Origin of the sequence: Pseudomonas sp. 43A (assembly GCF_013363935.1) — a bacterium.
In the GTDB taxonomy this organism is placed as follows: domain Bacteria; phylum Pseudomonadota; class Gammaproteobacteria; order Pseudomonadales; family Pseudomonadaceae; genus Aquipseudomonas; species Aquipseudomonas crudilactis.
This window is the reverse complement of sequence record NZ_CP054880.1, coordinates 3,537,068-3,564,067: the sequence shown is the minus strand read 5'-3', so window position 1 is coordinate 3,564,067 and position 27,000 is coordinate 3,537,068. Positions and strand designations below refer to the sequence as shown.

General features: G+C 59.0%; 26 protein-coding genes. 17 read left to right on the top strand and 9 right to left on the bottom strand.

The features are described 5' to 3' along the window. Entirely contained in the window at positions 1-507 is a 507-nt protein-coding gene (locus HUW52_RS15620) for a cupin (RefSeq protein ID WP_175554173.1), read from the top strand. A 3-nt stretch (positions 508-510) separates the two neighbouring features. Here the strand turns inward: HUW52_RS15620 and HUW52_RS15615 are convergent, their stop codons facing one another. Next, the gene (locus HUW52_RS15615) at positions 511-786 is read right to left on the bottom strand and encodes a DUF2798 domain-containing protein (RefSeq protein WP_175554172.1); all 276 of its coding nucleotides are present in this window, start codon (positions 784-786) and stop codon (positions 511-513) included. A 123-nt stretch (positions 787-909) separates the two neighbouring features. On the opposite strand from HUW52_RS15615, the gene HUW52_RS15610 reads away from it, so the two are divergent. The 7 genes from HUW52_RS15610 to HUW52_RS15580 all read left to right on the top strand — a co-directional run bounded on the left by HUW52_RS15610 (position 910) and on the right by HUW52_RS15580 (position 8,680). Continuing rightward, positions 910-1,821 carry a LysR family transcriptional regulator gene (locus tag HUW52_RS15610; protein WP_175554171.1) on the top strand — a complete coding sequence of 304 codons (912 nt, stop codon included), beginning with the start codon at positions 910-912 and terminating at the stop codon, positions 1,819-1,821. An 88-nt stretch (positions 1,822-1,909) separates the two neighbouring features. Further along, on the top strand, positions 1,910-2,986 hold the full coding sequence (locus tag HUW52_RS15605) for an alpha/beta fold hydrolase (RefSeq protein WP_175554170.1): 1,077 nt from the start codon (positions 1,910-1,912) through the stop codon (positions 2,984-2,986). A gap of 2 nt (positions 2,987-2,988) precedes the next feature. Further along, positions 2,989-3,399: a GFA family protein gene (locus HUW52_RS15600; protein ID WP_016984473.1), complete on the top strand. Its 411-nt coding sequence runs from the start codon at positions 2,989-2,991 to the stop codon at positions 3,397-3,399. Between the two features lie 48 nt (positions 3,400-3,447). Next, a complete protein-coding gene (locus tag HUW52_RS15595; protein WP_175554169.1) occupies positions 3,448-3,831 on the top strand; it encodes a hypothetical protein in 384 nt (127 codons plus the stop codon). Between the two features lie 234 nt (positions 3,832-4,065). Next, positions 4,066-4,905: a glutathione-dependent disulfide-bond oxidoreductase gene (gene yghU, locus HUW52_RS15590; RefSeq protein ID WP_175554168.1), complete on the top strand. Its 840-nt coding sequence runs from the start codon at positions 4,066-4,068 to the stop codon at positions 4,903-4,905. Positions 4,906-5,179: 274 nt separating this feature from the next. Then, positions 5,180-7,357: a TonB-dependent siderophore receptor gene (locus HUW52_RS15585; RefSeq protein ID WP_175554167.1), complete on the top strand. Its 2,178-nt coding sequence runs from the start codon at positions 5,180-5,182 to the stop codon at positions 7,355-7,357. A gap of 129 nt (positions 7,358-7,486) precedes the next feature. Continuing rightward, a complete protein-coding gene (locus HUW52_RS15580; RefSeq protein ID WP_175554166.1) occupies positions 7,487-8,680 on the top strand; it encodes a GAF domain-containing sensor histidine kinase in 1,194 nt (397 codons plus the stop codon). On the opposite strand, the gene HUW52_RS15575 is transcribed toward HUW52_RS15580, so the two are convergent. From HUW52_RS15575 to HUW52_RS15565, 3 genes are all read right to left on the bottom strand, one after another. Beyond that, positions 8,677-9,318 carry a LysE family translocator gene (locus tag HUW52_RS15575; protein ID WP_016984467.1) on the bottom strand — a complete coding sequence of 214 codons (642 nt, stop codon included), beginning with the start codon at positions 9,316-9,318 and terminating at the stop codon, positions 8,677-8,679. The genes HUW52_RS15580 and HUW52_RS15575 overlap by 4 nt on opposite strands. A gap of 857 nt (positions 9,319-10,175) precedes the next feature. Then, positions 10,176-10,517 carry a hypothetical protein gene (locus tag HUW52_RS15570; RefSeq protein WP_175554165.1) on the bottom strand — a complete coding sequence of 114 codons (342 nt, stop codon included), beginning with the start codon at positions 10,515-10,517 and terminating at the stop codon, positions 10,176-10,178. 86 nt (positions 10,518-10,603) lie between these two features. Next, positions 10,604-11,248, bottom strand: coding sequence for an ATPase (locus tag HUW52_RS15565; protein WP_175554164.1), 645 nt, complete (start codon positions 11,246-11,248; stop codon positions 10,604-10,606). 170 nt (positions 11,249-11,418) lie between these two features. Here HUW52_RS15565 and HUW52_RS15560 point away from each other — a divergent pair, with 170 nt between their 5' ends. The 4 genes from HUW52_RS15560 to HUW52_RS15545 all read left to right on the top strand — a co-directional run bounded on the left by HUW52_RS15560 (position 11,419) and on the right by HUW52_RS15545 (position 14,568). Next, the gene (locus tag HUW52_RS15560; RefSeq protein ID WP_016983039.1) at positions 11,419-11,667 is read left to right on the top strand and encodes a hypothetical protein; all 249 of its coding nucleotides are present in this window, start codon (positions 11,419-11,421) and stop codon (positions 11,665-11,667) included. Positions 11,668-11,719: 52 nt separating this feature from the next. After that, positions 11,720-12,748 carry an NAD(P)-dependent alcohol dehydrogenase gene (locus HUW52_RS15555; protein ID WP_175554163.1) on the top strand — a complete coding sequence of 343 codons (1,029 nt, stop codon included), beginning with the start codon at positions 11,720-11,722 and terminating at the stop codon, positions 12,746-12,748. Positions 12,749-12,886: 138 nt separating this feature from the next. Continuing rightward, complete coding sequence (locus HUW52_RS15550; RefSeq protein ID WP_175554162.1) at positions 12,887-14,044, top strand: GGDEF domain-containing protein; 1,158 nt, start codon at positions 12,887-12,889, stop codon at positions 14,042-14,044. An 8-nt stretch (positions 14,045-14,052) separates the two neighbouring features. Then, a complete protein-coding gene (locus HUW52_RS15545; RefSeq protein WP_016983036.1) occupies positions 14,053-14,568 on the top strand; it encodes a PaaI family thioesterase in 516 nt (171 codons plus the stop codon). Positions 14,569-14,839: 271 nt separating this feature from the next. On the opposite strand, the gene HUW52_RS15540 is transcribed toward HUW52_RS15545, so the two are convergent. Further along, on the bottom strand, positions 14,840-17,038 hold the full coding sequence (locus HUW52_RS15540; RefSeq protein ID WP_175554161.1) for an OsmC domain/YcaO domain-containing protein: 2,199 nt from the start codon (positions 17,036-17,038) through the stop codon (positions 14,840-14,842). Positions 17,039-17,259: 221 nt separating this feature from the next. Between HUW52_RS15540 and HUW52_RS15535 the strand changes: the two genes are divergently transcribed. After that, entirely contained in the window at positions 17,260-19,872 is a 2,613-nt protein-coding gene (locus tag HUW52_RS15535; RefSeq protein WP_175554160.1) for an EAL domain-containing protein, read from the top strand. 5 nt (positions 19,873-19,877) lie between these two features. On the opposite strand, the gene HUW52_RS15530 is transcribed toward HUW52_RS15535, so the two are convergent. Together HUW52_RS15530 and ppk2 are read right to left on the bottom strand one after the other, a co-directional pair. Beyond that, on the bottom strand, positions 19,878-20,102 hold the full coding sequence (locus tag HUW52_RS15530; RefSeq protein ID WP_150729023.1) for a hypothetical protein: 225 nt from the start codon (positions 20,100-20,102) through the stop codon (positions 19,878-19,880). A 241-nt stretch (positions 20,103-20,343) separates the two neighbouring features. Beyond that, on the bottom strand, positions 20,344-21,159 hold the full coding sequence (ppk2, locus tag HUW52_RS15525) for a polyphosphate kinase 2 (protein ID WP_175554159.1): 816 nt from the start codon (positions 21,157-21,159) through the stop codon (positions 20,344-20,346). Between the two features lie 188 nt (positions 21,160-21,347). Here ppk2 and HUW52_RS15520 point away from each other — a divergent pair, with 188 nt between their 5' ends. From HUW52_RS15520 to HUW52_RS15505, 4 genes are all read left to right on the top strand, one after another. Continuing rightward, positions 21,348-23,474, top strand: coding sequence for a TonB-dependent receptor domain-containing protein (locus HUW52_RS15520; protein ID WP_175554158.1), 2,127 nt, complete (start codon positions 21,348-21,350; stop codon positions 23,472-23,474). A gap of 228 nt (positions 23,475-23,702) precedes the next feature. Further along, entirely contained in the window at positions 23,703-24,494 is a 792-nt protein-coding gene (gene sseB, locus HUW52_RS15515) for an enhanced serine sensitivity protein SseB (RefSeq protein ID WP_246376188.1), read from the top strand. A gap of 205 nt (positions 24,495-24,699) precedes the next feature. After that, complete coding sequence (locus HUW52_RS15510) at positions 24,700-25,413, top strand: DUF695 domain-containing protein (protein ID WP_256667826.1); 714 nt, start codon at positions 24,700-24,702, stop codon at positions 25,411-25,413. Between the two features lie 13 nt (positions 25,414-25,426). Further along, on the top strand, positions 25,427-25,945 hold the full coding sequence (locus tag HUW52_RS15505) for a hypothetical protein (protein ID WP_246376187.1): 519 nt from the start codon (positions 25,427-25,429) through the stop codon (positions 25,943-25,945). A 105-nt stretch (positions 25,946-26,050) separates the two neighbouring features. Here the strand turns inward: HUW52_RS15505 and msrA are convergent, their stop codons facing one another. Next, the gene (gene msrA, locus HUW52_RS15500) at positions 26,051-26,557 is read right to left on the bottom strand and encodes a peptide-methionine (S)-S-oxide reductase MsrA (RefSeq protein WP_016987908.1); all 507 of its coding nucleotides are present in this window, start codon (positions 26,555-26,557) and stop codon (positions 26,051-26,053) included. Between the two features lie 85 nt (positions 26,558-26,642). After that, positions 26,643-26,936, bottom strand: a complete 294-nt coding sequence (locus HUW52_RS15495; protein ID WP_016987909.1) for a hypothetical protein — start codon at positions 26,934-26,936, stop codon at positions 26,643-26,645. Positions 26,937-27,000 lie beyond the last annotated feature (64 nt).

The following is a 27,000-nucleotide window of genomic DNA, read 5'->3' as shown; positions in this document are numbered from 1 at the left end:
ATGCCCACGCCCGTACAAACCCTGCAGCTGGAACGCAACGACTGGGTCCCGAACAACCCGCGTCTGCCGGCGTTGATCTACCCACAAGCGATTGAACTCAAGGGCAGCGATCCCGCCGCCCTGTTCGAACAAACCTTCCGCGCCAACGGCTGGCCGCCGCAATGGCGCTACGGGGTCTATGACTTCCATCACTACCACACCGAAGGCCATGAAGTGCTAGGTGTTGCGGCTGGCCATGCGCAATTGATGCTGGGCGGACCCGACGGACATGTTGTGCCGATCAGCGCTGGTGATGTGTTGCTGTTGCCCGCTGGCACCGGCCATTGCAACCTGAGTTGCAGCGCCGACTTTCTAGTGGTCGGCGCCTATCCACCGGGCCAGCACGCCGATATCTGTCGCGAGGCCCCCAGTCGCGAGCAACTGGAAAAAATCGCGAAGTTGCCATTCCCGCAAAGCGATCCTGTGCAGGGGGCGCAAGGCGCTGTAGGGCAATACTGGCGCGAATAATCCTCAACGATGCGGATGCACCGTCCACGCCACCAGTTTGATCACGATCGGCCGCACGATGAGGATGCACAGGAACGCCGCAGGCATCGCCAGCTTGTAGGCGTGCAACGCATTATTCAGGTAATCGTTATCAATGCCGGAGTTGGCGGCGGTAATCACCAGCGACATCAAAAACGCCATGATCGTCGCCATGTACAGCGCAAACACATACGGCGTGGCACGTGGCGATAGCTTGCGACGGCTGATGACCAGGGCTTCGGAGCTTGTCGGTTGATTCATATGGCTTTTCCATCCATTGACGGGGAGACCGCACGTTAGCAACGCCGATCCGCCAAAACTAGACGCTCAACCGCAGGTACTTTATAAAGCAGAACTTACGAATCAACCCTCAACGGGCCATGGATGAATCTGTTAGCGGCGATTGCCAGTTTTATCAAAGTGGTCGAAGCCGGCTCGATTGTCGGCGCCGCCAAGACGCTGGGCGTCAGTGCGGCGGCGGTGAGCCAGACGATCAATCGGCTGGAAGCACACCTCGGCGTACGTCTGCTGCAACGCACCACACGCAGCATGGCACTCACCGAAAACGGTGCGGTGTATTACGAGAAAGTCCGCCGGATTGCAGCGGATCTGGAGTCCGCGCAGAGCTCCATCAATAGCGATGAAACCGAGTTGCAGGGCCGTCTGAGCATCGCCTCGACATCCGCGTTCGGCCGCCATGTACTGGCGTCACTGATCGCCGGTTTCGCCGCACAACACCCGCGCCTGCTCATCGAACTCTCGACCACCAATGGCAAGATCAATCACATCCAGGACGGCATCGATCTGAGCCTGCGGATCAAGCCACAACTGGAGGACGGCATCGTCGCGCGCAAGATCGTTTCGCTGCCCTTCATCATGTGCGCTGCGCCGGCTTATCTGCAGCGCGCCGGGTGGCCGCAATCGCCTGATGATTTGCAGAACCACGCCTGCCTGGCGTTTCGTTATCCACTGGACGGGCGTTTTCTGCGCTGGAGTTTTGTCCGCGACGGTCAGCATTTCGACGCCAATATCAATGCCACCGCCATCAGCGATGATATCGATGCTCTGGCGCAAATGGCGGTCCACGGCGCCGGGATCACAAGGCTGGCAGAGTTTGTGGCTGCACCTTATCTGGCGAGCGGGCAACTGGTGTCGCTGCTTGAACACAGCGTCGTCCAGCCGATGGACATCTACGCCTGCGTGCAGGAGCGCGCGGCAATGACGCCGAAGGTCAAAGCCTTTCTGGATTATCTGACCGCGCATCTGGCCGCGCGCTGGCCGCTGGAAAATGTTTAAGACGCAGGGCTCAAAGAGGCTCGCCGAAGTGCGCGAAATCGGGCAAAGTCCACCACGCCCGTCCGGCCCATCACGGAAGATAACAACAATGAAAAAGTCTTTTGGCGCTCTGCTATTGATCTGCTTCAGCAGCTACGTATTCGCTGACACCCGCCCCGTCGGTTTCCAGTACGCCACGCTGGCGGATCCGAACAATGAGCGCCCGGTGGAAATGGTCGTCTGGTACCCGAGTGCGACCAACGATGCGAAGCCTCAATTGTTCGGCGACAACCCGGTATTCGTCGGCGCTCCTGCGGTGCTCGATGCCCCCGCCGCCAGCGGCGCGCATCCATTGGTGGTGCTTTCCCACGGCAACGGCGGAAGCTGGATCAACCAGACCTGGCTGGCCAGTGCGCTGGCCCATCAGGGTTACATCGTCGCAGCGGTCAACCACCCCGGCACCACCAGTCGCGATCGCAGCCCGCAAGCCGCGGCGCTGTTGTGGCAACGTCCCGTCGACCTGAGCCGCGCCATCGATGCGGTGACGGCGCAACCGGAAAAATTCGGCGCGGTGGCCAAGGATCGCATTGCCATCGTCGGCCATTCTCTCGGCGGCTGGACCGTGCTCGAAGCCGGCGGCGCACGCTTCGACCCCGAGCGTTTTGCCGAAGACTGCAAAGTCCATCCGCAACTGTCCAGTTGCACGGCGTACCAGCAGATGAACACAGCGAGCACCGCGCAATCGAAAGCCCGGTTGGCCGCCGATTGGCGTGACAAGCGCGTCACTGCCGTGGTTTCACTGGATCTGGGCCTGTCGCGCGGGATGACCGACGCCAGCCTCGCGGCCTACCCCGTACCGATCCTCGTCATCGCTGCCGGCGTGCCGTCGAAAGAACTGCCCGCTGAACTGGAATCCGTCGACCTCGCCAAACGCCTGCCAAAAACCTCATCGCGTTTCGTCGAGATCGGCGACGCCAGTCACTTCAGTTTCATGGCAATCTGCAAACCTGGCGCCATGCCCATGCTCGACGAAGATGTGCCGGGCGACAGCATTATCTGCACCGATGGCGAGGGTGGCCGCCCACGCGCAGAGATCCAGCAACAGGTGATTTCCCTGATCACCGGGTTTCTGGCGCCGCCACCTGACCGCTTGAAACCAGCCATCACTTACCAGGATCCCCGATAACAATGCTGACGCCCTCCCCTCAGACCTTCCGGGGCAGCTGCCTGTGCGGAGCGGTGAAATACCAGATTCGCTCACGGCCCAAAGCACTTTCGCACTGCCATTGCAGCCAATGCCGCAAAAGCCACGGCGCGGCGTTCGCCAGCTATGGCAGCGTGCTGCGCCAGAATCTGGAATTGCTGGAGGGCGCCGAACAGCTCAAGGCCTATCAGTCTTCGCAATCGGTACAACGGCAGTTTTGCCTGAACTGCGGCTCGTCGCTGTTCTGGGCAAACAATCAAGGCCAATACAGCGGCTGGATCTCCGTAGCGCTGGGTACGCTGGACACAACGTTCACCACCGAAAAACAGCAACACGTCGAAGTGACATCGAAGGCGCCATGGTTTGAAATCAAGGATCAATGGCCACAGCGCTGAGCCTGAAAGATTCATTCATCAGACGTTGCTTCACCCTTTGGAGATCAGATGAAACGCTCAAAAATAGCGGCCTTCTCTGCGCTGGTAACGGCCGCAATAACCGTCATTGCGCTGCAGATGTTGCTGTACGACGCCGAAATAACCATGGCTCAGGCATCCATGGGCAGCGTGCCTGTTCAATTGACCGCAGAAATCCTGATCACCATCGCCACTCATCTGTTCGTCGTCCTGATGGTGCCAATGCTCTTGATCGCCTACAGGAAGTACCTCGCCGGCTATGCGGTGCTTGCCCTGGCCCTCGCTGCCTACACCCAGGTGACCACAGGGCTGGGTGTGATCGGGCCGATGATCGCAGTGATCGCCGTCTCGATCCTTAGTTTTTATGGCCTCAGGAAAGCCAGCGAATGGGTTCGCTACCTGCGCGCGAAATGACTGATGCGACCGATCAATCGCGGTGCAAATCACCGTCGACCTGACTCAGCCATGTCCTGAAGGCTGTGCTGTTGGCGCAGTTCTCGAACGGCCGTGGTGATTTGGCCAGTCTCAGTGCAGCGGGCAATTGCAAGCACAGAAATCCATCGCGCTCTGGAACAGGAAGCGGGTTCTGTGGTGTCCTGTCTATTCTCAGCAGGTATTTTTCCACTCGCAAACGATGAGGCCCCTTACATGAGCAAAACGCCGTACGTTCCGCCCCAGGTCTGGAAAAACGAAGCCCCGTCCGGTGGCCAGTTCGCCAGTATCAATCGGCCGATTGCCGGTCCTACCCATGACAAGACGCTGCCGGTCGGCAAGCATCCTTTGCAGCTGTATTCACTGGCCACGCCCAACGGCGTCAAAGTGACGATTCTGCTCGAAGAGCTGTTGGCGTTGGGTCACAGCGCTGCCGAGTACGATGCGTGGCTGATCCGCATTGGCGAAGGCGATCAGTTCTCCAGCGGGTTTGTCGAGATCAATCCGAATTCGAAAATCCCGGCGCTGCTGGACCGAAGCGTTGAACCACCGATTCGTGTGTTCGAGTCGGGTTCGATCCTGCTGTATCTGGCAGAGAAATTCGACGCCTTCCTGCCAAAAGATCCTGCTGGTCGCACCGAAACCTTGAACTGGCTGTTTTGGCAGATGGGCTCGGCGCCGTATCTGGGCGGCGGTTTCGGGCATTTCTATGCCTACGCACCGGAAAAAATGGAGTACCCGATCAACCGCTTCACCATGGAAGCCAAGCGCCAACTGGATGTGCTTGATCGGCGCTTGGCCGAAAGTGCTTATCTGGCCGGCGACAGTTACACCATTGCCGACATCGCGGTCTGGCCGTGGTACGGGCAATTGGTGCGCAACAATGTCTACTCGGCGGCCGAGTTTTTGGCGGCTCACGAATACACCCATGTACAGCGCTGGGCAGAAGACATCGCTCAACGACCGGCGGTGATTCGCGGGCAACGGGTCAACCGTACGTGGGGCGATGAGGCAACTCAAGTGCCCGAGCGGCACGACGCCAGCGATCTGAACTGACAACGCTTTTCGCCACACTCATCCACTGAGCAAGACCGTCAGCAGCGCCGATCACAGACCTTTGTGAGCGGTCTGCTGCACCTCATTCGCCCCCCAAAAAACCACGACCCTGCGCCAACCCGCGACGCAGAGCGGTCGCACAAATGTGAAAAATTCATTAACTAACTGAGCCGTACGGCTTTCTTCACCCGGAATGATCTGACAGACTAATGCGAATAATTCCTACACGCACTCGCACTAGATTCGTTTTCGTATCATTTGGGGAAGCAGATTGATGTCGTTTCACACCATTCACCGTCGCTCGAACCTTTCACCGAACCTTCTCGCGCTCGCCGTCTGCATGGCCAGCATCGCACCGGCGCTGGCCGATGAGATAACGCCCGCCACGCCTGTCAAAGCCGCCCCGGCCACGCTGGAACTGGACGCCACCGAAATCGGCGCCACCCAGATGAGCAGCACTACCGAAGACACTCAGTCCTACACCACCGGCCCGATGCGCACGGCAACCAAGCTGTCGCTGACCATGCGCGAAACGCCTCAGGCGGTGACGGTGATTACCCGTCAACGGATGGACGACCAGAACATGACCAGCATCAACGACGTGGTGAAAGGCACGCCGGGGTTGTTCCTCAGCCAGGCCAGCGGCCCGGGTCGGCAGACGTACAGCTCGCGCGGTTTCGACATCGACACCATCATGTACGACGGCCTGCCGAGTTCGTACTCGCCGTTCTCGATGGCAGTGCAACCCAATCTGGCGATGTTCGACCGCGTCGAAATCGTCCGTGGTGCGACCGGTCTGGTCACCGGTGCCGGCAATCCTTCGGCGGCGATCAACCTGGTGCGCAAACGCCCGACTGCCGATCAACGCGTGACCCTCACCGGCGCCGCCGGCAGTTGGGATGACTACCGTGGCGAAATCGACGCGTCCAGCCCGTTGAACGAAAGCGGCACCTTGCGCGGCCGCGTGGTCAGCTCCTATCAGGGCGCCGACAGCTTCCGCGACAAGGAAGAGAACGACCATGGCTTGTTCTACGCCATCGGTGAAGCCGACCTGAGCGACAGCACCACCGCGACCCTCGGTTTCTCGCGGCAGAATGAACAGACCAACTATTTCTGGGGCGGCTTGCCGATCGGCACCAACGGCCATCACCTCGACCTGCCTCGCTCCACCTATCCGGGCACCGATTGGGAAAACCGCAAGCTGCAAATCGACACCGTGTTCGGTGAAGTGGAACATCGTTTCGACAACGACTGGAAACTGCACGTCGCTGGCTCGACCTCGACCCTCGACGGCGAGTTCTCCGGGACTTACCTGTCGCGCTACGCCGGCCCGCTGGAAACCACGGCCTATCAATCCCATCACACCGACAAACAGCGCTCGCTCGACGTATTCGCCAGTGGCCCGTTCGAAGCGTTCGGCCGCAGCCACGAACTGGTCGTCGGCGCCAGCAACCGCGTGTATGACGCGACCACCAAGGAATACGACCCGTACACCACGGCCTGGCCGATTGGCGCGCCAAAACCCGACTTCGTGCGGGACGGCAAAACCCGCACCGTCACCACCCAGGACGCCGTGTACCTGACCACCCGCCTGAGCCTGGCCGACCCGCTGACGCTGATCCTCGGCGGCCGTCTCGACTGGTATGACTACGATGACCGCACCGCCGATGGCGACTACAAGGTCACCAAGAACCTCACCCGCTATGCTGGGCTGATCTACAAGCTCGACGACCACTACTCGGTGTACGCCAGCTATACCGACATCTTCACCCCGCAGACCCAGAAGGACCTCGGCGGTAAAGTGCTCGAGCCGATCGTCGGTGAAAACTACGAAGTCGGCATCAAGGGCGAGTACTTCGACGGCGCCCTCAACGCCAGTCTGGCGGTGTTCCAGATGGACCAGACCGGCCGCGCCACCCTGGCGGACAATCAGTTCGGTTGCCCGGTCCTGACCTGCTACGGGTCATCGGGCAAAGTACGCAGCCAAGGCGTCGACATGGAACTGCAAGGCGCCCTGACCGACAACTGGCAGGTCGGCGCCGGCTACACCTACACCCGTGCGCACTACATCAAGGACGAAAACCCGGCCAACAACAATCAGCGTTTCGAAACAGACACACCAGAGCATCTGTTCAAGGTCTCCACCGTGTATCGCTTCCAGGGTCCGCTGCAACACCTGCGCGTGGGTGGCAACGTTTACTGGCAGAGCCGGATGTACAACGATGTCGCCCTGGCCAATAACGGCAGCTATCGCCTCGAACAGGCTGGCTACGCGGTGACCGACCTGATGGCTGGGTACGAAGTCAACAAACACTTGGATCTGCAGGTCAACGCGAACAATATCTTTGACCGCGTCTACTACTCCGCCATCGGCTCCAATGTCACCTGGGGTTCCAACGACAACTACGGCAACCCGCGCAGTTATATGCTGACGGCCAAGTACAAGTTCTGAGTCGCACCGGCAATAAACACAAGGGCGCCCGGGAAATCCGTGGCGCCCTTGTTCTTTCTTGATTACCGCATTAGTCATGCCTGGCAATAACAGATAGTCTCTGAGCGAACTCTTCAAGAAGCATCGTCCATGACCAATCCGGTATTCACCCCCGACATCGACGCCATCCGCAGCATTGATGCAGTGCCGGTCATCCTGAGCATGGTCAAGCACCTCACCGGCATTCGTTTCGCTGCAGTTGCCCGCGTCACTGACCGAAACTGGGTGGCCTGCGCCGTCGATGATTCGATTGATTTCGGGCTAAAACCCGGTGGCGAACTGGTGCTTGAGTCGACCATTTGCCATGAGATCCGCCAGCATCAGCAGCCGGTGATTTTCGGTCACGCCAGCGCGCATCCGATCTTTTCCCTGCACCACACACCGAAAACCTATGGACTGGAGAGTTACATTTCCATCCCCATCGTCAAAGCCAATGGCGACTTCTTCGGCACCCTCTGCGCCATCGACTCCGTGCCCGCCAATCTGGACGAACCGGCCATCGCCAAGACGCTCACCCTCTTCGCCCAACTGATTGCCATGAGCCTCGATACGCAAAGTCATCTTGAGGCAACCAAGGTCGAACTGAGCAACGCCAATGAGCTGGGCCGCCTGCGCGAGCAGTTCATCGCCGTGCTCGGGCATGACCTGCGCACACCGCTGAGTGCGATTCGCATGAGCGCTGACCTGCTGGAAAGCAAAACCGAAGAAAAGCGCTCACTCAATCTGATTTCGGCGATCCGCAGCAGCTCGGTGCGCATGGGCGTGCTGATCGAAAACATCCTCGACTTTGCCCGCGGACGCCTGGGTGGTGGGATTCCCGTGCAGCGTAGGCTGGTCGACGACTTGCAACACACGCTGCAACTGACCCTTGCCGAGGTGCAAGCGTCGCATCCGCAGGCAGCGTTCATCGCGGAGCTGGAGGTGCCGGCGGGCGTCTATTGCGATGCATTGCGCATCAGCCAATTGCTCTCCAACCTGCTGGGGAACGCTGTTACCCACGGTTCGAACGCCACGCCGATCATTTTCAAGGCTTACGCCGAGCGCGACGAAATTGTCCTCTCGCTGACCAATCAGGGCACGCCGATTCCCGAACACCTGATGCCATTGCTGTTCGAACCGTTCTCCCGCGCCGAAGCCGGGCAACGTTGCGAAGGTTTGGGTCTGGGGCTTTATATCGCCTCGCAGATCGCCACGGCGCACAACGGCACCTTGAGCGTGTCCTCAAACAGGGAGTCGGGCACCTGCTTTGTGGCGAGATTCCCGGCCCGGTTCAAATGGGTTTAGACCGTCTGCCGACGCATCGTCAGAATCGCCGCGCCAAAACCGATGAACGTTGAACCGACGACACGACTGACCCAACGCGACAAGGCCGGCCGGGTCAGCACGCCCTTGGCGCGGGAGGCCAACGCGGCGTACACGCTCAGTGACGACACCGACAGCGCCATGAAAATCGAAGTCAGGATCAGAAATTGCGGCAGCAGCGCAGCGCCCTGATCGATGAACTGTGGAAACAACGCAGTAAAAAACATCGTCGCCTTGGGGTTGGTCACCGCCGTCAGGAACGCCGACTTATACAGCTTGCCGCGAGTCGGCCGCACCTTGCTCGCCTCCCCTTCGACACCCTCCGGCAGCATCGGGCCCTTTTTGAACAGCTGCTTGACGCCGAGGTAGAACAGATACCCGGCACCGATGATCTTCACTGCGTTAAACAGAATTTCCGAACTGGCCAGCAACGCCCCCAACCCCAACATCGCCGCCGCCGACAGACAGAACAGACCACTGGCATTACCCAGCGACGACCAGATCGTGCTGCGCTGCCCGTGAGCCAGACTATTGTTGATCGCCATCAAAGTCGCCGGCCCCGGGCTGGCAATGGCAATTGCGGCGACCAGAGTGAAGGTCAATATCGAGTGAGAATCCATTTTCGCTGCTCGCAAGAGTGAAGATGCCGCATGTTACAGCAACCTGCCGGATAACCCAGATCAAAAGCCCCTCACCCTAGCCCTCTCCCAGAGGTAGAGGGAACTGACCGAGGTGATTGTGAGAGGTACGCCGACGTGAAATACCGAGCTGAATTCAAGCTCAGCAGCAGATCAAATCAAAAGCCCCTCACCCTAGCCCTCTCCCAGAGGCAGAGGGGACTGACCGAGGTGATTGCGGGAAATACACCGACATGAAATACCGAGCTGAATTCAAGCTCAGCAGCAGATCAAATCAAAAGCCCCTCACCCTAGCCCTCTCCCAGAGGTAGAGGGAACTGACCGAGGTGATTGTGAGAGGTACGCCGACGTGAAATACCGAGTCGAACTCAGGCATTGAAAAGCCCACAAATCGGCTCCCTCTCCCTCGGGAGAGGGCTGGGGTGAGGGGCAAATCCAGCACAAACCCAAAGCCGGCCGCACGCTCTTCCACCACTCAACAGGATGAGCGTTAGCTCGGCTGCAGCTGTTGATCTTGCCGTGCTGGCCCCTTCGGCAGGCTGAGTGGAGGGATATATACCGTAACGAAGGAACCCGAGCCACGGCGAGGGCCGAACGCCGGGGCCCAGACCTTTGGTTCCTTTGGGGCGTTTGCCAAAGGGACTCGCTGTAAGAGCGAATCCGCCAGGCGCACCACCCGAAGCAACGGATATACCCCCAAAACCCCAGGAACATGGTCGGCCCAAAGGCCGCCAAGCCCAAACAAAAAAAAGCCCCGCAACCACACAAGGGCGCGAGGCAAAAATTGGTTGGTTGCGGCCAACCAAAGGAGCTCAGTCAAATACGTACAAAAGCCAAAATCAGATGCAATCCTGCGCAACCCGCTCAAAACTCGAAGGCAACAGATTCGAAGCCAACAAATGGCGTTCGTAAATAAACACCTTGCCGCCATTCCCGGCTTTATAAGCCTCAAGCACGTTGTCAGCCGAAACCTTGCTCGGCACCACAATCCGGTAACTGCGCTGAGTCTGCGAAACCGTCGGGTTCAACGCGCTACCCTGCAACTTCGGCACAACACAATCAGCGTACTGCGCAGGCGTCTTGCTGGTCTGCAACGTCAGGCTCGGATTATTCGGCGCCGAAGCGCAACCGGCGAGCAGCAAAGAGGCAACGGCCAGAGCAGGCACAAAGAAAAGACGCATCGGTGTCATCCTGAAAATAAAGGTTCGGTTCAACCGGCAACGGTTCAGCCTCACGGAGCCGCCGTCGCCATTTATGTTTTAAGTGTTCAGCTCGACGCCACCAGCGCCTTGAGCGACACATCGAATTGCTTCAAGGCGTTGAGTTGCAGGTCACGCTGTTTATCGATCTGCGCAGCGATGGCCGGTGCCGCCTGGTTATGCACCCAGACCGATGGCAACTGTTTCTCGACAGCACCTTCAGCCTTGCCGATGTATTGCAGGTCGGCGTCATAGAAGCGTGCAGTGAAACGTGCTTCGACCAGGCTGTTTTGCTGCGTCAGCAAGCGATTGAAGGTGTCGAGTTTCACCACCACGTCGGGATGCGCCTGCACCAGCGCATCGAGGTTGTCGTAAACGGTCACCGACAAGAACTGTTGTTGCAGCGAACTCACCAGCCAGTCGATGGCCAGTTCCGGATCGGAACTGCTGACGAAGGCTTCACGAATTCGCGAGTCGAGCGCATCTTTCGCGCCGTTGACCGCCATGTCGTGGTAACGCTCAAGGTATTGCAGATTGTCCAGGGTGTTCTCGCTGAGCAACACGCCGACTGTTTGCGAATGCTGCAATGTCGCGCTGCTGCCGGTGAGAGTCTGGAAGTGACACGACCCGGCATCGGCTGCGAACGTCGGTGCAGTGAAGAGTGCTCCGCCCGTCAGCAGGGCGACCAAAGCCAGTCGAGTCAATGTGTTCATCGCGCAAATTCCTTGAGTGCGTGTTCGATGAAGGCGATTTTCCGCCGTTTACCGACAAAGCAGAACTTGCGTTTCTTGATGGTCACTATTACTTCTAGCAATAGTTGCGCGATGTGCAGACTGATACACACTCAACTACAACGAGAAAAACATGAAATGAGGAGTTCGCCTTGAGAACGTTTGACCTGATCCGTGACGCCGTTCTGCCCGATTTTCGCGAGCGTGTGGCCGAGTATCTGGTTCAGTACGAAAGTGTATTGCTGGACAAGGACACCACCAACCCACAGCTCATCACAGACACCGCCAATCAGTTGCGCGGCTACCTGCGCGGCCTGAACACCACCCGCGTGCTGGGCATGGCCTACTGGGAAGAACTCGATCGCCGCGTCGTCGACACCTGGCTCGCGCCCACGCCATGACCGACTAGACTTGCCGGGCTGCTGTCCCCGTCAGTCGAACCGGAGGTGCCCCATGAGCAACACCGAACCCACTACTTTCAACGGTTGGGCCGCCACTGCGGCCGGTGCACCACTGGAGCGTTACAGCTTTGATCCCGGCACGTTGGGCGAAGAAGACGTAGAAATCGCCGTGGAATACTGCGGTGTCTGCCACTCCGACCAATCGCTGATCGACAACGACTGGGGCATCAGCCGCTATCCGTTTGTGCCGGGGCACGAAGCCGTCGGCAAAATCGTGCGCATGGGCCCGCAGGTGCGCGGCCTGAAGATGGGCCAGCGAGTGGGCATCGGCTGGTACAAGGGCAGCTGCATGCACTGCTCGTCGTGCATGTCCGGCTCGCAACAACTGTGCGGCACTGCGCAACCAACGATCATTGGCAGCAACGGCGGTTTTGCCGACCGCTTGCGCTCGCATTGGGCCTGGGCGATTCCGGTGCCGGACAATCTCGACCCGGCCATGGTCGGGCCATTGTTTTGCGCCGGTTCCACGGTGTTCAATCCGCTGCTGCAATTTGGCGTCAAACCCACTGACCGCGTCGGCGTGGTCGGGATTGGCGGCCTAGGCCATTTGGCTTTGCGTTTTCTCAACGCTTGGGGCTGCGAAGTCACCGCGTTTACCTCATCACTGAACAAGCAGGACGAAGCCAAACGCCTCGGCGCGCACAACGTCGTGGCTTCGACCGACAGCAACGCGCTGAATGCGATTGCCGGTACGCTGGACTTCCTGCTGGTCAGCGCCAACGCCGACCTCGACTGGACCGCCCTGCTCGCCACGCTGCGCGCCAACGGCCGCCTGCACTTCGTCGGCATCGTGCCCAGCGCGATTCCGGTGCACGTGTTCAATCTGATTCCCCAACAGAAATCCCTTTCCGCCTCCCCGGTGGGTTCGCCGGCGACCATGGCAACCATGCTCGAGTTTTGCGCGCGGCATCAGATTCTGCCGCAGGTCGAGATGTTTCCCATGAGCAAGGTCAACGAGGCCGTCGACCATTTACGCAGCGGCAAGGCGCGCTATCGCGTAGTGCTCGACGCCAGTCAATAACGGATCGGCGCGGCGGATGATGCCTGCCGCGCCCTCCCCGCTGCCAGCGGTCTGCGCGGCAACGCGACCTCTGCGAAAAAACCGCCCGAACGCTTACAATCGCCGGTCTAACCGCCAATCAGACAGGCTCATCAAGAAATGCCGCTCGACCCACCTACGATGTTGACCATTTCCATCGCCCTCGCAGCCGCCGCCGCGCTGTATCTGGCGATCGAATGGCGCAGCATTCGTGAGCCTTCGCTGCTGTTCTGGAGCGCCGGTTTCGCCACCATCACCGTCGGTTCCACCCTGGCCCTGCTGCGCAGTAGCGGCTTTTTATTGATCGGCATCTGGTTCGCCAACGGCTTGTTGGTAACCGCGCATTTCCTGTTCCTGCTCGGCGTGGCACGCTTTACCCAGATACGGTTGTCGCCGGCCTGGTACCTGATCTTCGTCACCTGGCTGGTCATGCTGTTGCTGCCGGACGGGCCGCTGTGGTCGAAGGTGATGCTGGCGGCCAATTCGTTGCTGGTGGCGCTGGCGACCCTCAAGGCCAGCTCACTGCTGCGTCCCCACGGCAAGTCGTTGAGCGTCGGCGCGGTGCAGTTGCGCTATGTGCTGCTCGGTCACGGGATTTTCTACGTGGCCAAAGCCCTGACGGTGGTGATCCCCGGCACGCTGATCGATCTGGCGGCGTTTCGTGGCGTGATCATCCAGATTTCTCTGGTCGAGGGTGCGATGGCGATCATGTTGATCGCCCTGTCGATGACCGGCACCGAGCGCTATCGCCGGGAAAAACAGATCGCCCGCCTCGCCGAGCGTGATCCGCTGACCGCCCTGTACAACCGCCGCGCCCTGGAAAAACGCGCACCGCGCCTGCTTGAACAGGTGTCGACGGAGCATCCCGGCGCCCTGCTGCTGATCGACATCGACAACTTCAAACTGGTCAACGACCAGTACGGCCACACCGCCGGGGATCGTTTGCTGATCGCACTGAGCGAGATGATCCGCTCGGTGCTGCCGCGCAATGCGCTGACGGCGCGTCTGGGCGGTGACGAGTTTGTCATCCTGCTCAACAGCACATCAGGCGAGCGCGTCATGGAACTGGGCAATACATTGCGCGAGCAGTTTCTGAGCACCACCTCACAGACATTCCCCACTACCGCGGCCGTGACCCTGAGCATCGGCGCCAGCCTGTTCGACAAAGCGCCCGCCAATCTGACGGCACTGATCGAACAAGGCGACGCCGCCCTCTACGAATCGAAACGCGGCGGACGCAATCGCTTGCGCCTGACCGGCCTCACCACGCCAGGATAATAAAAACCATGTCCAGCCTCGATATTCCCCTGCAAGACCTCGCCGCGCCAGAAGGCGTTTGCTACGGCTGCGGCGGCCGTAATCCGCACGGCCTGCACGTCAAAAGCCACTGGCACGAAGACGGCGTGCACGTGATCGCCGAACACCTGCCGGACGCCAAGTATTGCGGCTGGCCGGATCTGGTCTACGGCGGTTTGATCGCGATGCTGGTCGACTGCCATTCCAACTGGACAGTCATGGCCTACCACTACCGCGCAGAGAACCGCGAACCCGGCAGCCTGCCGCGTATTGACTGCGTTACTGGCAACCTCGGCATCAAGTTCATCAAGCCGACACCGATGGGTGTGCCGCTGGTTTTGCGGGCGAAAGTCGAGGGTGAGGTTGGGCGCAAGACACGAGTGATTTGTGAGGTGTATGCGGGAGATGTGCTGACGGCGGTGGGTGATTCGGTGTTTGTGCGAGTCGATACCGGTCAATTGGCGGATGCGGCGCATGGGCGGGAAAGCCAAAGCCCCTCACCCTAGCCCTCTCCCAGAGGGAGAGGGGACTGACCGAGGTGTCTGGTTGAAATACACCGACCTGAGATATCGAGTCGAACTCTGGTTTTGAAAAGCCCACAAATCGGCTCCCTCTCTTCAGGGAGAAGGGACTGACCGAGGTGTCTGGTTGAAATACGCCGACCTGAGATATCGAGTCGAACTCTGGTTTTGAAAAGCCCACAAATCGGCTCCCTCTCCTAGGGGAGAGGGCTGGGGTGAGGGGTGAATTCACCACCGAGCCCCATGTGAAACAGGCTTAGCCCTGTTTCACCTTCGCCCGCGCCGTATGCAGCTTTTTATAGCTCTCAACCAAACGCAAATGCCGATCCAGCCCTTCCAGCTTCATGCTCGTCGGCGTCAAACCGTAGAAGCGCACGCTGCCATTGACCGAACCAATCGCCGCATCCATACGCTCATCGCCAAACATCCGGCGGAAGTTGGCTTCGTAGTCTTCCAGTTCCAGATCCTCGTCCAGTTCCATCTCCAGCACCACGTTGACCGCTTGATAGAACAAGCCGCGCTCGACGGTGTTGTCGTTGTATTGCAGGAACGCTTCGACCAGATCCTTGGCTTGCTCGTACTTCTGCAACGCGAGACAGATCAGCAGGCGCAGTTCCAGAATCGTCAGCTTGCCCCACGGCGTGTTGTCATCGAACTCGATGCCGATCAGCGTGGTGATCTCGGTGTAATCGTCCTGCTCGCTGTTTTCCAGGCCTTGGGCGAGGTTGCGCAGGCCGACCTTGCTCAGGGTGTGCAGGTTGAGGATGTCGGCACGGAATTGCAGGGCTTTGTTGGTGTTGTCCCAGATCAGGTCTTCGACCGGGTAGATCTCCGAGTAGTCCGGCACCAGAATGCGGCAGGCCTTGGCACCGATGTGCTCGTAGACCGCCATGTAGACTTCTTTGCCCATGTCTTCGAGGATACCGAACAGCGTCGCGGCTTCTTCGGCGTTGGAGTTTTCGCCTTGGCCTGAGAAGTCCCACTCGACGAATTCGAAGTCCGCTTTGGCACTGAAGAAACGCCACGACACCACACCGCTGGAGTCGATGAAGTGTTCGACAAAGTTGTTCGGCTCGGTGACCGCCTGGCCGGAGAAGGTCGGTTGCGGCAAGTCATTGAGGCCTTCGAAACTGCGGCCCTGCAACAGTTCGGTGAGGCTGCGTTCCAGCGCCACTTCCAGGCTCGGGTGCGCGCCGAACGAGGCGAACACGCCGCCGGTGCGCGGGTTCATCAGGGTCACGCACATCACCGGGAATTCACCGCCCAGCGACGCGTCCTTGACCAGCACCGGGAAGCCCTGCTCTTCCAGCCCCTTGATGCCGGCGAGGATGCTCGGGTACTTCTCCAGCACCTCTTGCGGCACGTCCGGCAGGGCCATTTCGCCTTCGAGGATTTCGCGTTTCACCGCGCGCTCGAAGATCTCCGACAGGCACTGCACCTGCGCTTCGGCGAGGGTGTTGCCAGCGCTCATGCCGTTGCTGAGGTAGAGGTTTTCGATCAGGTTGGACGGGAAGTACACCACTTCATTGTCCGACTGGCGCACAAACGGCAGCGAGCAGATGCCGCGCTGGGTGTTGCCGGAGTTGGTGTCGAACAGGTTCGAGCCACGCAATTCGCCGTCACGGTTGTAAATCTTCCGGGTGTAGTCGTCGAGAATCTCGCTCGGCAACTCATCTTTCGGCCCCGGCTTGAACCACTGTTCGTCCGGGTAATGAACGAACTCGGCGTTGGCGATCTCTTCGCCCCAGAACTGGTCGTTGTAGAAGAAGTTGCAGTTCAGGCGCTCGATGAATTCGCCCAGCGCCGAGGCCAATGCGCCCTCTTTGGTCGCGCCCTTGCCGTTGGTGAAGCACATTGGCGAGTGCGCGTCGCGGATGTGTAGCGACCAGACGTTGGGCACGATGTTGCGCCACGAAGCGATTTCGATCTTCATCCCGAGGTCGGCGAGGATGCCCGACATGTTGGCGATGGTCTGCTCCAGCGGCAGGTCCTTGCCGGCGATGAAGGTGCCTGCGTCGGAACCGGCAACCGGCATCAGTAAGGCTTGGGCATCGGCGTCGAGATTGTCGACTTCTTCAATGATGAATTCCGGACCGGTCTGCACGACCTTCTTCACCGTGCAGCGATCGATCGAGCGCAGGATGCCCAAACGATCCTTCTCGGAGATGTCCGCCGGCAATTCCACCTGGATCTTGAAGATCTGGTTGTAGCGGTTTTCCGGGTCGACGATGTTGTTCTGCGACAGGCGAATGTTCTCAGTCGGGATGTTGCGGGTGTCGCAGTACAACTTCACAAAGTAAGCCGCACACAACGCCGACGACGCCAGAAAGTAGTCGAACGGCCCCGGTGCCGAACCATCGCCCTTGTAGCGGATGGGCTGATCGGCGATCACCGTGAAGTCGTCGAACTTGGCTTCAAGTCGAAGGTTGTCGAGAAAATTGACCTTGATTTCCATGCGGGATTACCAGAATACGGCTAAACGAATGGCGGCCATTATCCGGTTTTTGCGCGGGAAGTCTTGCCCTTTCGGGAATCGCCGCTGATCGGCGTCTTGCACTTGGGGAGGCAAATCACGCCGGGTTCACTACGCTTTCATTGCAGTCGCCGAGAAGAATCTGAATATTGCGCCTGCGCCGTGGTTCTAGATTCAGAAGACAGCGGATCAAGGACGAGCACATGGACCTTTCCAGCTATGCAGCCCCGCTTCCACCGCGCCAGAGCGCCGTCACCCGCCGCTTGGCTTTCGCGGTCGGTGCGCTGTTCGTCAGTGGCGTGATTGCCGCGACCGTGGCCTTGCTCGGTATTGCCGAACGCCTCGACAACGACGAGATCAACAAAACCCGCTTCTATTCCGCTCGCGCGCTGGAAAACCGCATCACTGCCTCGAAAAACTACATCACCAGCTACGCCTACTGGACCACGGCCTATGAGCATTTGAGCGGTCAGGTCGACACCAATTGGGCCTACACCGAGCAGAACCTCGGCAAAACCCTGTTCACCAGTGACGGCTATGACGGCGTGTTCGTGCTGAACCGCGAAGGCACCCGTTACGCGGTGGTGCGCGGGCAAATGGTCGATGTCGAACTGTCCGCATTCGTTCAGGTGAGCGCCACGGAGTTACTCGATCAAGTGTTGGGCCAAGGTGATCTGACCAAGCCAGTCAGTCGCTATTCACTGTTCGAAGGCTGGCCGGCGCTGGTGTCGACGGCGGCGATCATTCCCAACGATGAGCGGCCACTGGGCGATCCGCAGGCCTCTTCGGTGCTGGTATTTGTCGACAAACTTACGCCGACCAAATTGCGTCTGATTGGCAGCGGTTACGGCTTGAACAACTTGACGCTGGCGCCGGACGAGACGATCGACCCGAAACGCCCTCGTGTGCCGCTGGACAGCACCGGTTACAGCCTGATCGCTGATCTGGAACGGCCCGGGCAACATTTATTGTGGTCATTGCTGCCGCCACTCGGCGCGACGCTTGTGGTGCTGATGCTGCTGACCGCGTACTTCTTCCGTCACGCCTTGCGTTCATCGCAATACGTCGACCAGAGTTTTGCCGTCATGCAAACCTCCAATCAAGCACTGGAAAACGCCAACCGGGAGCTGGAAGCCAGCGAAGAACGCTTTCGCGCGGTGGCCGAGGCCGCATCGGACTGGATCTGGGAAGTCGATCGCGACCTGGCGCTGACCTACCTGTCGGCGCGCTTCAGCGAAGTGACCGGTTACCCGCAAACCCTGTGGCTGGGACAAGACATTGGTCAGTTGCTGTTTTGCGACACCACGCCACTGGAACTGTGGCTGAAGAAACTCACCGAGGAAAACAGCGCCAGTGATTTACGCTGCACCTACCGTGACCACGCCGGCCAGCAACGCCACTGTCGACTGTCTGCCCGACCGATCTTCGCCCAATACGCAGTCATCGGCTATCGCGGCACCGCCAGCGACATCACCGACGAAGTCGCCGCGCATGCGCAGATCCAGCATCTGTCGATGCACGACGCCCTCACCGGCCTGCCCAATCGCAACAAACTCGCGCGTTATCTCGATGACGCACTGCTGCTCAAGGAGCACGCGCCGCCGCTATCGCTGCTGATGATCGATCTCGATAACTTCAAACCGATCAACGATTCACTCGGCCATCCGGCCGGTGATGCCGTATTGCAAGAAGTCGCTGTGCGCCTGCGTGAATGCACCCGCGAACATGACATCGTCGCGCGTCTGGGCGGCGACGAGTTCATCGTGGTGCTCAACGGCATGGACAGCCCGCACGAAATCGACAAATTCTGTACCCGCCTGATCGGCAGCCTGCATCAACCGGTAATCTTCGAGCATCATCCACTGCACATCGGCGCCAGCATCGGCATCGCGCTCAGCCGCCGCCACGGCTTCGTGCCCAGCGATTTGATCCGTTATGCCGACATCGCCCTGTATCAGGCCAAATCCGACGGCAAGAACACCTGGTGTTATTTCGAAGCGCACATGAGCGATCAGATCCAGACACGCCGGCAAATGGAAGATGATCTGCGCCATGCGCTCAAGCACAACGAGTTCATCCTGCACTATCAGCCGCGCTACAAGGTCGATGGCAAGCACATTGTTTCGGTCGAAGCGCTGGTGCGCTGGCAGCATCCGACCAAGGGTTTGCTCGGCCCGGACCTGTTCATTCCGTTAGCTGAGCAGACCGACCTGATTGTGCCGTTGGGTCGCTGGGTGCTGCGCGAAGCCTGCGAAACCGCGCTGGGCTGGCCGGAAGACATTCTGCTCTCGGTCAATCTGTCGCCGGCGCAGTTTGCCGTCAGCGATGTGGTCGAGGATGTTCGCGAAGTGCTGGTGCAAACCCGATTCCCGGCCAGTCGCCTGGAACTGGAGATCACCGAGAACGTCATGCTCAACGACACCGACGGCGCCTTGACGACCATGAACGCCCTGAAAGAACTCGGCGTGCGCCTGAACATGGACGACTTCGGCACCGGGTACTCATCGCTCGGCTACCTGCGCGCCTATCCATTCGATGGGATCAAGATCGACAAGCGTTTTATCGCCTCAATCAGCAGCGGCACCAATGATCGTGCGGTGGTGCAGGCGATTATCGGGCTGGGCAAGGCCATGGGCCTGACGGTAACGGCCGAAGGCGTCGAAACCGAAGAGCAACTGGATATTCTCGGTGTCGATCAGTGTAACGAGGTGCAGGGTTATTTCATGAGTCGGCCGATCGACAAAACAGCATTTGCGCGGCTGCTGCAAGACTCCAGAGGCGCCACCCTGAAAGCGAAGAAGGGTCGCGTGACTTGAGCGATTCAACCGTTTATTCGTCTCGAGTCAGCGGTAAACACGTTGCCCGCATCACGTACCAACTGCCGCCACTCGGCGCTGGTGATCAGCCCTTGCTCCTCCATTTCATCGGCAGCCTTGAGCAGTTCGTCGTACTGTTCTTCCGGGTCCAGGCGCATCTGCGCTTGCGTCGCCAGTTTTCGCCATGCTGCCAGTTTTTCTTGTTTTTCTTGTTTGCGCTGATTGAACATCGGGGATGATCTCGTGAAGGACTCCACGGGTAGAAAGAAACGAGATCGCGATGGTTCAGCGCAGTCGACGGATGGACTACTTGTTTCTAAAGGACTTCGCCGATCAGCAATGATGGATACACCACCGCCTCTGTAGGAGTGAGCCTGCTCGCGATAGCGGATTGTCTGTGACGGATGTGTTGGCTGACACACCGCTATCGCGAGCAGGCTCACTCCTACAGGGATTTTTGCTGGCCAGCTGTCAGAACTTTGCCGCTACGCGTTTGTATGGATAATCCGGCTCCCGGTACTTGCCCGGTTTCTGCCGTTTGGGCAACTCGACCTTCTCGCGTTTCACATCCTCGTACGGAATGCAGCTAAGCACATCGCTGATGATGTTCAGCCGTGCACGGCGCTTGTCGTTGGAATCGGCCACCCGCCATGGCGCGTGTTCGGTGTCGGTGTACTTGAACATTTCATCCCGCGCCCGTGAGTAGTCGTACCAGCGACTGTAGGACTTAAGATCCATCGGTGTCAGTTTCCAGGTCTTGCGGCCGTCGTTGATGCGCGCTTCAAGCCGGCGGGTCTGCTCTTCGGGGCTGACTTCCAGCCAGTACTTGAGCAGGATCACTCCCGATTGGACGATGGCGTGTTCGACCCAGGGAATCGACTTGAGGAATTTGTCAGCCTGTTCGTCGGTGCAGAAGCCCATCACCCGCTCGACACCGGCGCGGTTGTACCAACTGCGGTCGAAAATCACTACTTCACCGCCCGCTGGCAGATAAGGCAAATAACGCTGCACATGCATCTGGCTTTTCTCGCGATCGGTCGGCGCCGGCAGCGCCACCACGCGGAAAACCCGCGGGCTGACGCGTTCGGTCAGTGCCTTGATCGTGCCGCCCTTGCCGGCGCCATCGCGCCCCTCAAAAACGATGCAGACCTTGACGCCCTTGGCGATCACCCACTCCTGCAACTTGACCAGTTCGACGTGCAGCTTGCGCAACTGTTCAAGGTAATCCTTGTTTTTCAACTTGGGACTTTCAGACGCCGTGGCGGCCTTCTTTTTGCCTTTTGCCATGACCTTGGCCCTCTCCATTAAATGCAGAAACAGACTGTTGATTGACGGGATACACCAGACACGTGAGGTTAGTTCATGACGTGCTGTTTGCCATTGCCGGGCAAAAAGCCAAATTGCCATGTGTTTCGTTCGTTCTTTGTTACGTCGCACTGTTCATTGCCCTGCCCTTGTCTGCCTGGAGTTTTTCGATGCCGTCGTCCAAATCCCTGCCCACCGCCCTGCTCGGCCTGGCTCTTGCCTGCCCGGCGATGGCCGAGACTCAAGGTCTGGAATTGGGGCAAGTACTGATTTCGGCCGATGAACGCAGTGGCTCAGACGCGAGCGTCGAAGAAGCGAAAACCCGCCTCGAACAGGTGCCCGGCGGCACCAACGTGGTCGACATGCGCCAACCATTGCAGGGCCGGGTGGCGAGCAATCAGGATGTGCTGGCTTATCAGCCGGGGGTTTATGCGCAGTCGGCGGGCAACGAAGGCGTGAAAATTTCGGTGCGCGGCTCGGGCATCAACCGCGCGCCGGGCGCCCACGCGTCGGGGCTGTACACCATGCTCGATGGCCTGCCGATGAGCGGCCCGGGCGGCACGCCGTATGAATTGCTCGAACCGCTGTGGGTCGATCACGTTGAAGTCTTGCGCGGTGCCAACGGTTTTGATCGCGGTTCGCTGGCCTTGGGCGGCGCCGTCGATTACGTCAGCCACACCGGCTACAACGCGCCGAAACTGCAAGTGCGCTACGCCACCGGCAGCCACGGCTATCAACAGCGTCAGGTCAGTTCCGGGCAAGTGCTCGGCGACTTCGACTACTACGTGTCGCTCACCGATTCCAACGCCGACGGCTATCAGGATCACACCGCCAGCGAGAGCAAAGGCGTGATCGCCAACTTCGGCTATCGCTTCAACCCGAACCTGGAAACGCGCTTCTATATCCGCTACCGGGAAACCGATAACGACCTCGCCGGCCGCGTGACCAAGCATTCCATCGAACACTCGCCCCGAGCAGCCAATCCGTCCTATGTGACGCGCGATGACAGCCGCAAGCAGCCGGGCAGCACCTTCATCGGCAACAAGACCACCTATTACATCGACGACGATTCAAGCATTCAGACCGGCCTCGTCTACCATGACTACCCGATGGACCTACGCGAAGGCCCAAACCGCTTGAAGGTCGCCTACACCGACGTCAGCGGCACGTTCGACTACAAACGCCGCGATACGATTTTCGGCATGGAAAGCCGCAGCAATGTCGGCCTGCGCGTGACCAAACACCTGCCCAACGACGGCGCCAGCGAGTTCGTGCGCATTCCCACCGGCAACACCGCCAGCTACGTGCCGGGCACGCGCATGCGCAACTTCACCTATCAGGGTTCGGACACCGTTCTGCATTTTGGCAACGACCTGGAAATCGCCGACGACCTGTGGCTGACTACCGGCCTCGCCGCGATCTACACCCGCCGCGAAAGTGATGTCACCTACCCGCAAAGCGGCGGCAAAACCAGCATGAACGACTGGGACTACGCACCGCGCCTCGGCCTGCGTTACCAGATCAGCCCAGACCTGCAAGTGTTCGGCAACCTCAGCCGCTCGGTTGAGGCGCCACATCCGTGGTCGTTGATTTACAGCTCCAACGTGCGTTTCCCGGCAGGCAACGGCGCCGCAACCGGCACGCAAAAAGAGCCGATCAAACTGCAAAACCAGACCGCAACCACACTGGAACTCGGTGGACGCGGCGACAGTGCGGTCGGCGAATGGAGCCTGGCGTGGTACTACGCGCAAGTGCGCCACGAACTGCTGTCGGTACTGCCGGATGCCAATGCGGTCACGCCGTATGAGCTCAACGCCAGCCCGACCGTGCACCAAGGCATCGAAGCGAGCCTCAACAGTCAACTCTGGTCGGCCGCCGATGGTCGCCGGTTGAGCCTGCGTCAGGCGTATACCTTCAGCGATTTCCACTATCGGGACGATGATCGTTTTGGCGATAATCGCCTGCCCGGTTTGCCCATGCATTACTACCAGGGTGAGTTGCGCTATGACTGGCCCCAAGGCTTCTTCGCCGCGGTCAACACGCAACTGGTGTCGAAAGTTGCCGTGGATTACGCCAACAGTTACTACGCCGATCCTTACGCACTGTTCGGCGCGACGCTGGGTTACAACGCGCCGAAAGGTGACTGGCAGGGATGGTTGGATATGCGCAATTTGACCAACAAGCACTACGCGGCCACGGTCACGCCGGGGTATGACGACAAAGGGCTGGATGCGGCGCGGTCGACGCCGGGTGAAGGGATGGGGGTTTATGTCGGGGTGTCGTGGAGTTTGCTCTGAAGCCTTCCCCCTGCTAGCGATGGCGGATAGGCTGTGCCAACGAAGTTGACTGACCCACCGCAATCGCTGGCAAGCCAGCTCTCACAATGATCTGCGCTGTACCGCAACCTTGTGAGCGACCCGGAAACCTGTGGGAGCGGGCTTGCCCGCGAAGGCGTCAGTAGAACCAGCGTCGATGTAACTGATCGACGCTTTGCTCTGTTTTAGACCGAGTCAGGGATGAACACCATGGATACCCAACCAGAAAACCTGCTGGAAAAAAGCCTCAAACTGGCCGCCGACGAACCGGCACATCGTCCGGAGTTTTTCAACACCCTGTTGAATTCAAACGTTTACATTCTCGGCACCGCCGGTGAGGCAGACGGCCACGTCAATCTCGAAGCCGGCAGCAACATCAGCATCGCCCATTGGCAAAAACCGGACGGCACCCCGGTCATCCCGTTTTTCTCGTCCCTGCAAACACTGCAACAGTCCATCGACAGCGAGCAGTCCTACCTCGAAATACCCGCCCGATCGTTGTTCGAAATCACACTGGGTGCCCTGCTCTGTCTGAATCCGAAGTCACCGTACGGCAAAGAGTTTTTCCCGCAAGAGGTGCAAAATTTGCTCGCTGACGCCGTTGGCCAGACCGCCACGCAACGCACGGTCGAGAAAGAAACCAACGTGTTGCTCGGTCAGCCCACCGAATACCCATCCCAAATGATCCACTCGCTCACGCAGTTGCTCGTCAAACATTCCAATGTGAAGCGCGCGTTTCTGGCATTGATGCATGACACCTCGGTCGATGAAAAACCGCACTTGATCGTGGGCATTGAGGGGGACGGCGATATTGAGCGGGTAATGCGTGAGGCGGGCAATGTTGCCGGGGATACCGCGCCCCAGGGCGAGCCGGTTGATTTGTGCCGGGTGTCCCAAGGTGAAGCTGGCCTGAGTGATTATTTTCTCAGGGAAACCACGCCCTTCTATGAGCGCAAGTGGGGCAATAAACTGCGTTCTTTTCTGGGGTTTGGTAAAGCGTGATTGAACGTACACCGGGACCTTGGCTTCTCGACGAGACGACGTTTGAACCGGCACGCAACCCTCTACAATGCCCACCAAGTCAGGAAATGAATGAACTTCACCGATGAAATGGCGGCCGCTTTTCCTGCGGGCAATCCGCAATGGCGACACTGCTCGAGCACTTCCACTCCAAACCAGTACTCGCCCCTCCCAAGGAAGGCATGTTGTGAATGACGTCAAAACCGACAATCGAAACACCCTGAATCGCGCTTGGCCGCTGTTTTTGCTGCTGGTATCGACAACTCTGCTTAACACGGGCTGCTCCCATCCCCCGCCACCGATCGAACGCGACCCCTGCCTGGATGAAGGCCCAAGCCACAGTGCCGCTTACGATGACTGCGTGGTTGACCGTAATGACGAACGCGCTGCTGCACTCAATGCCATTCTTGGCAATGGCCCAGATCTTTACCCGCAAATGCGCCTCGCCGAGCCGGGCGAGGACACTTTTCAGGCGTCCGACTATCCGGACATCCCCAGCCCCATGAGTTACCGGACTGCTCGCTCAATTTCCGCGACGGAGCAGCAGGCGCTACCGTTCAAGATGAGAGTCCGCTGGAATTACACCTCCAGGAAACTCCTGCCGCGACCTCGTGATCTTGTACGCATGAATGAGATGGAGACCCTTTTACTCTCGGCCGCTGCGGATGACGGGCTTGCGAAGTGGGTGTGCACGGTCACTGGAGAACACCGTCGGGAGTGGATCTTCTACGCCCGAAGTGACACTGATTTCATGAGCCGAATGCAGGCGCTGCTGACACCGAGCGGACCTTATCCTGTCGAATGGAGCGGTCGTAAAGAGCCTGCGCGCAGTGCCGAGGGGGCCAATAGTGCCGACCCGTCCGGGGAAATCCGCATGACCCCTAAACGGTGTTTGGAGTGAAAGACAGGGACACTTGTGGCGCTCTCTGCACTTACAGATCATTAAAGGAAAAATGCTCATGGGCATGAAAAAAATTATGCTGGCTGTATTGGCCGCAGCGGCGCTGGCGGGTTGTGGGGGTAACAAGGACAAGGCGCAGGCGTTCGTCGAGTCCAGTGGCATGACCAAGCAATACACCAGCATGGTCGAGACCGCGTCCAGCGGTTATGCCTCCCGCTACCCGATGCTCGAACACGAGCAAATTCGCAACGTCGTGCGAGAGAAAATCGATCCTGACGACCTGAAGGGCATGGTCGTGGAAATCTATGCCAATCACTTCAACAACGAGGAGCTTGACCTGCTGACTCGCGCCAACCAGCATCCCGAGCAGGCGATGACGATCATCCTGAGTTCGAAAAAGGGCCGCGATCTGGCCGAAAAATTCATGGCCGTCCAGAGCACCCTCGCTAAAGATATGCGAGATGCAATGGCCGACAGCGATGAGGCGATCATCGATGCGCTGGATGATTTGAAGGATGAAGCGCAGGGCTAAAACGGCGCCATGGGCACTCGCCTCTTCGCGGGCTTGCCCGCGAAGTCGGAAACTCATTCAGCCTTACAACCAATGAAGTGTCGCTGAAAGAAAGGCGCGTGCCCCTCACCCGCGCTTCGGCAGCTTCCAGTTCGGCCGAATGAAATGGCAGGTGTAGCCATTCGGAATGCGCTCAAGGTAATCCTGATGCTCCGGCTCCGCTTCCCAGAACGGCCCCGCCGGTTCGATTTCAGTCACCACGCGGCCCGGCCACAGTTTTGAGGCGTCGACATCGGCGGCGGTGTCCTCGGCAATATCGCGCTGCGCTTCGTTGAGGTAATAAATGGCCGAACGATAGCTCGGGCCAAGGTCGTTACCCTGCCGGTTGGGCGTGCTCGGGTCGTGGATCTGGAAAAAGAATTCAAGGATCTGTCGATAGCTGATCACCGCCGGGTCGAAGGTGATCTCGATGGCTTCGGCGTGGTTGCCGTGGTTGCGGTAGGTGGCGTTCGGCACATCACCGCCGGTGTAACCGACGCGGGTCTGCAACACACCGGGATAACGCCGCAGCAGATCCTGCATGCCCCAGAAGCAGCCGCCGGCAAGGATGGCGGTTTCGGTTTGAGTGGTCATGGCGTGTCGTTCCTCTTCGGGGTATTGGGGATAGCAATGGTTATGAGGGCGGGTTGGCGGATTCCAAGGGGCTGAGCCAATAGAACTACTGACGCGCTGAAACCTGATTGGCTTCCTCGAGCAAAGAGCCCGTAATCCTTCGGCCGCTGTAATCACTGACAAAGTAATTGATTCGGTTAGCCAGATGCTGAATCGATAACCAGCCCAAACCGTGGTAGTCACGCATTTCCTCGGCGTTGAGCTTGATCATGGACTGGTACCCCACAAAAGACGCTTCACATTCAACGAGGATGTAGACAGAACCATCTGCGACCTTGAAAAGTCGCCAGTAGCTGTCGTTGGTGTGATATTCCGCGGGGGTGAGTCGAACCAGTTCCATGATTGAATTCCGTGGGCTTTCTTTTGGTTTCGAGACCATAACATGGCTGCAAAGCCACGGTTTT